Source organism: Rhodoblastus sp., assembly GCF_052145335.1.
In the GTDB taxonomy this organism is placed as follows: domain Bacteria; phylum Pseudomonadota; class Alphaproteobacteria; order Rhizobiales; family Beijerinckiaceae; genus Rhodoblastus.
The window spans coordinates 1-4,083 of the sequence record NZ_JBKQOU010000258.1 but is presented as its reverse complement, the minus strand read 5'-3'; the positions used below and the strand labels follow the sequence as shown (position 1 = coordinate 4,083).

Sequence of the window (4,083 nt, the reverse complement as noted above, 5' to 3'; positions counted from 1 at the left end):
TGCCCCCAGTCGGACAGAAGCGTAGCATCGGAAACGGCGAGGCGAGGGACCGCAGGTGACCGATGCCGCCTACTGACTCTGCCGGCAAAAACTTGAGCTGCGAGTAGCCACGTTCGAGCATGGCCATAGCCTCGCCGGCCGTGGCGACGCCGGGCAACAGCGGAACGCGAAAAGCTTCGGCGTCGGCGACGAGTTGCGCCGTGGCGCCTGGGGAGACAAGAAAGCGCGCGCCGGCGTCGGCCGCCGCCTTCGCTTGCCCGCCATCGAGGACCGTGCCCGCGCCGACCACCGCCCCATCCAGTTCGGCCAGCGCGCGGATGCAGTCGAGCGCGCTCGCCGTGCGCAGCGTCACTTCCAGCGCTGGCAGACCGCCGGCGACGAGCGCCCGGCCGACCGCGATCGCGGTCTCCGGATCTTCCAAAATCAACACCGGCACGACCGGCGCGAGATTTAGGACGGCATCGATCGCGACCATGTCTTGGGCCATTGAACACTCCTTATCCCTGATCAATCCCGCGCTTTGAATCAGGACTGACCGCGTTGTCCGTTCGCGGCGTGCGACGGTCGAAGACCGTGTGAAGGATGCCGCCGTCGCGTTGGTCGACCAGGCGGCGCGCCGCTTCGTGAATTGGCAATACGAGGGCCTCGTCCAAAGCTGCCCTCGTGATACCGAACCGGCCCATCACGACGGATCGCGAAGCGCATCGCGGTATTCCGCAAGCGTTTGTACGGGAGCAAGGGCGCCGAAGCAGCGGATGACCTCTCCGGCGACGCCCTGCGCGATCGCACACGCGGCGAGTGGATCCGTGCCGATGAAGCGCGCGGCGAGGTAGCCGGCATTGAAAGAGTCTCCGGCGCCGGTCGTGTCGCGAATGTCGGTCTTTGGAGGCGTAGCCGCCCGCCAACTTTTGTCGCCAAGCTGCAATGAGACATCGTCGGCGCCGTTCTTGACCACGACCTCGTCGACGCCCAGCGCGGCGACGCGAGTGACGGTGGCCTCGGGGTCGGCGTCGCCCCAGATGAGCGCCTCGTCATCGAAACTCGGCAATGCGATGTCCGTGATCTCGAACATCTCCCGCGTCGCCGTCTTCAATTCGGCAACGTCGGTCCATAGGCGCAGCCGCACATTGGGATCGAAAGAAATGACCGCCCCGGACGCGCGCGCCGCAGCGAGGGCGTGAAACAGGTTCCGCCGCCCGATCTCCCCGATCACCCCGAGCGTGATGCCCGAGACGTGGATCATTGCGCAATCGTTCAACAATGCGCTGAGCGCTTCGACATCGTCGGCGAGCCTCCGGGCGGCGGACGTCTCGCGCCAATAGCTGAAACTGCGCTCGACGCCGGCGAGGCTGAGCACGTAGAGACCGATCGTGCGCAGCGGGTCGCGTTCGATTGTCGAGGCGTCCATGCCGTTCGCGGTGATGAAGTCGACGAACTGGCTGGAGAAGGCGTCGGTTCCGACTCGCGTGAGATAGCCGACCTCAGCCCGGTCGCCGAGCAATTGCGCCATGTGCCAGCAGGTGTTGAGCGTGTCGCCGGCAAAACCTCTACGGTAGAGGTCGTCCCCGACCGGTGCGAATTCGACCATCGCTTCGCCGACTCCGAGAATCCGGCGTCCTCGCCAGTGGCGCGCAGGAATATTTTCCATCATCAGCGGGCCTCGTCGTGGATCGCGCCCGTCAGGAAAGCGGGCCAGTCGCGCTCGAAAAATGGCTTGTCGTCGCGGTCGCGCCGGCGGATGGGACGCGCCTCGCAGACAAACGTCCCGGCGTTGAACCGAACATGGACCTGCTCGGCTCGATCCTCGTCGCGCTCGGACACAAACCGGACGTCGTCGAGGGGGCCGCTCCTGGCCTCAGGCGTTCGGTCGCCATTCGGGGCGCAAACCGTGCGGGCGCCGCGACTTCCGCCGCCACGTTCGAGGTAGTAGGCCAACGCGGTGAGCACCGCCTCGGACGCAATGGCGCTCTGGCGCCATTGAAGCGCCCGCAGCGCCTCGTTGGCGCCGTCGAAGGCTATTCCCTGCTGGCGGATCGTCTCGTTTAGGGCATGCGACGCTTCCGCCGCAGCTTTCACATCTTTCGCATTGGAAAGGATCCCGGCATGGTCGCTCATACGGTCCTGGACCTCTTTGCGGATGGCCTCCGTCTCCAACGCGCTGTCGGTCCGGAGGGCGCCGAGCACTCTCGCGACGGCCTCCTCCACGACAGGTTCCGGCTTCATCGCGTCGCGAGGCTTCCGGCTTGCCGCGATATGCTCGGCGCAACGCGTGCCAAAAACCTGACCCGCACTCAGCGCCGCGCCGCCCGGCCTAGTCACGCCATGGGTCCCGGCTGCTTCGCCGACCGCGTAACATCCGGCCAGGTTCGTCCGGCCCCAGGTGTCGACCGCCAGACCCCCGTTCATGTGCTGGTTCAGAATCGCGAATTCGAGGGGGTCGCGGGTGATGTCGTATTTGTATCGCTTGTAGAGCTCGATCGAGAGCGGGTTCATCTTGCGCAGCCGATCGAGCGGCGTTTCGAGCAGCGCCCCGCCGTTTGCGAGGTAGCTCCGCACGTCGTCATCCAGGCGGTCGAGACTGAACTCTGCGTCGCCGGGAACGGGGAGGGGGTTGCGATTGAAGTCCATGAAGACTTTTCGACCGGCTTGGGTCTCTCGGTAGACAGCAAGATCGAGCAGGCTCGATCCGAAGTCCAGCATACGCGTTGCGTGGAACGGCCACTGGTAGCCCTTCCGGAAGATGTTGGACGCGAGTTCCTGTGTGGTGCGGTAAAAGTCGCCCAGAAAATTGCGTTCGTTTCCCCGTGCGTCGCGCGAGAAGATATAGGGCATGCATTGCACGTAGGTGCCGGACAAATTCCAGGGGAAGTTGTCCCGAGGCGTCCCGATGCCGAACTGGCTTTCGGTGAGATTGACCGCCTCGATTCCCGCTTCCAGTGCGAGACCGAGGGATCCGAAGCAATGCCGCGGATAGACGCTGTCGCGGTAGAGCTCGCCCAGTCCGCCCGTGGCGATGACCACCGTGCCGGCGAGAAATACCGCGAACCCGAACGGATTGTCCTTGCTTCGCTTTTTCGGCGCCATCACAAGCGCACCTATTGCTCGAGGCTCCGGTCCGGGAGCTACCAGGAGTCGAACGCCTGTCGTATGATTGAAGATCGGGACGTCCAGGCGGATAGCTTCCCTGGTCAACACCTGCACCATGAGGCGAGAGGTCCGGGGACCACAGCTGGTGGCGCGGCCGACCTCGTCGTGATCGGTCTGATATCGCAGGACGCCGCCGAGACGGTCCTGAGGAATCGGCAGTCCCATGAACTGCAGGGACGAGAGAGCGCGGGCGGACCCAACCGCCTCCACGTAGGCGGTGTCCTCGTCCATGGCGCCCCCGGCGCCAAGCGCGTCGGCCAGAGCCCGGAAGTCGTCGCCTCGCCCCGCCGTGTTGGCGGTGTGTAAGGTCTGCTTGTCGGACCCTGAGCAGGCCGACGTGCCGCCGAACGCGCTTTGGCTCGCTATCGCCACGTCTACGTCACGGCGCATGAGTTCGACGGCTGCCCGAAGTCCCGCCGCCCCGCTGCCCAGGACGAGCGCCTCGGCCCGGTGCACCGGCAGGGAATGGCCGCTGGCAGTCACGAACTCTTTGGGCGGCCTTTCGTTTGCCAGCCGCGGCATCGGGACGTCGGTCAATCCGTCGAGGATCGATTGGGGGACGATCGAGGTCAAAGGGCGCTTCCTGAACTTTTTGGGTTGGCGAGGCCTTGGAAACCGACTACCTGCTTAGCACGTTCCAATAAGAGATGCAAGCCTAGCGCTCGGTTTGGAGCTGTAAACAGTGGCCGATTTAACCTTGACTTTGGAACGATCCAGGTGCTATGAGCGGAAATGGCGAGGATAAGGGGGAGGAGGAAGGGATGAGCGACGCTCGCGCGACCATCGTTGACGTCGCTCGCCGCGCCGGCGTCTCAAAATCCACGGTCTCTCTGGTTCTGGGGGGAAGCTCTCTCGTCGCGCAGTCAACCCGGGAACGGGTCAGCGCGGCGATGACCGAGCTCGGCTACATCTATCATCGCGGAGCGGCGACCTTGC

At 64.8% G+C, this 4,083-nt stretch carries 5 protein-coding genes; 1 reads left to right on the top strand and 4 read right to left on the bottom strand.

The window, feature by feature from the left end:
- The 4 genes from eda to ACLP2E_RS16440 form a co-directional block, all read right to left on the bottom strand.
- Window positions 1–487 (bottom strand): bifunctional 4-hydroxy-2-oxoglutarate aldolase/2-dehydro-3-deoxy-phosphogluconate aldolase (eda, locus tag ACLP2E_RS16455; protein ID WP_442466548.1); only part of this gene is annotated, 487 nt, incomplete at its 3' end.
- A gap of 10 nt (window positions 488–497) precedes the next feature.
- Window positions 498–653 carry a hypothetical protein gene (locus tag ACLP2E_RS16450; protein WP_442466547.1) on the bottom strand — a complete coding sequence of 52 codons (156 nt, stop codon included), beginning with the start codon at window positions 651–653 and terminating at the stop codon, window positions 498–500.
- A 29-nt stretch (window positions 654–682) separates the two neighbouring features.
- Window positions 683–1,588: a sugar kinase gene (locus ACLP2E_RS16445; protein ID WP_442466546.1), complete on the bottom strand. Its 906-nt coding sequence runs from the start codon at window positions 1,586–1,588 to the stop codon at window positions 683–685.
- A gap of 62 nt (window positions 1,589–1,650) precedes the next feature.
- The gene (locus ACLP2E_RS16440; RefSeq protein ID WP_442466545.1) at window positions 1,651–3,720 is read right to left on the bottom strand and encodes an FAD-binding protein; all 2,070 of its coding nucleotides are present in this window, start codon (window positions 3,718–3,720) and stop codon (window positions 1,651–1,653) included.
- A gap of 188 nt (window positions 3,721–3,908) precedes the next feature.
- Here ACLP2E_RS16440 and ACLP2E_RS16435 point away from each other — a divergent pair.
- Window positions 3,909–4,083 (top strand): LacI family DNA-binding transcriptional regulator (locus ACLP2E_RS16435; RefSeq protein ID WP_442466549.1); only part of this gene is annotated, 175 nt, incomplete at its 3' end.

What these genes read in the sequence shown, in the direction of transcription:
- ACLP2E_RS16445 (WP_442466546.1), bottom strand. Translation starts at nt 1,588, where the DNA reads ATGGTCGAATTCGCACCGGTCGGGGACGACCTCTACCGTAGAGGTTTT.